This is a genomic window from Piscirickettsia salmonis LF-89 = ATCC VR-1361, assembly GCF_000297215.2.
GTDB classification, from domain to species: domain Bacteria; phylum Pseudomonadota; class Gammaproteobacteria; order Piscirickettsiales; family Piscirickettsiaceae; genus Piscirickettsia; species Piscirickettsia salmonis.
In genome coordinates this window covers 1-1,016 of sequence record NZ_AMFF02000143.1, presented here as the reverse complement: position 1 = coordinate 1,016, position 1,016 = coordinate 1, and the positions used below count along the sequence as shown (strand labels likewise).

At 34.1% G+C, this 1,016-nt stretch carries 1 protein-coding gene; it reads right to left on the bottom strand.

The annotated features are described in order from the left end of the window. Window positions 1–154: 154 nt before the first annotated feature. Window positions 155–901, bottom strand: a complete 747-nt coding sequence (locus C200_RS12285) for a substrate-binding periplasmic protein (protein ID WP_016211312.1) — start codon at window positions 899–901, stop codon at window positions 155–157. Window positions 902–1,016 lie beyond the last annotated feature (115 nt).

Genomic DNA, 1,016 nt, shown 5'->3' with positions numbered 1-1,016 from the left:
GCATAACTGGATTTTGTTGTCAATGCGTAAGTCCTGATAAGTAAAAATAAATTTATATTTTTATTTATCATATAGCTATGAATTTAGCTATGAATTATTAAATTGATTTTATGAGTTATGTAAAGAAGTCACTTTAACGATAATCGAATAAATTTTAGCGTTGCAATGCATCTAGCTGTTCTAGAAGTCTGTCATACTCACCTGATTTTCGTAATTTCTTTAAACCTTGATTAAAGGCAGTAATAACTTCACGAGCACGTGAGCTTGATCTTGGTGCAGCAAGATATTGCATTTTTTTAACCAAAGCTGGATTTAACCAACGAATTTTTTCTTTATTTTTAAAATTCTTATAGTAAAGATACTGTCCAACGTATTTATCAATTAAAATAACATCCAAACGCTTATTAATAAGCAAACGAATATTTTCCTCATCACTATTACCGATATAAAGATGCAAAGGTGAGCTCATTAGTTTCGCTGGGTTTGCATAACCACGCACAACACCTATTTTATAACCTTCTAAACTCGCTAAACCACCTTTTTTAACCCGTGAGCTTTCTAAACTATAAAAACCCAAAATATTCGGCATTAAACCCTTTGAAAAAATAAAGTGCTTTTCACGCTCAGGGCTATACCACATCGTGAAAATAGCATCATATAAACCTTGCTGCGCTAAGCTCTTTGCTCGCGCCCACGTGGCAAAATCAACACTCGCAACTATTCCTGACGCTTTAAAAGACGCCTTAACAATTTCAGTGATAACACCTTGGTTCGCTAACTTAGGACCATAATACGGCGGATAATCAATACTAACCAGGCGAACCTGCTTTAACGCCGAAGCAAAAGCAACAACACCCGCACTTGGTAAAAGAAAAATAAACAATAAAAATAAAGCTCTCAATTTTAATTTTACCCTATGCTGATGATAGCGATAATAGCTAAATTCATTTCCTTTTATCTGAGTGTAGATGACAACTACAACTTTTCACACAGATAAACTTATAACTCACCTTACG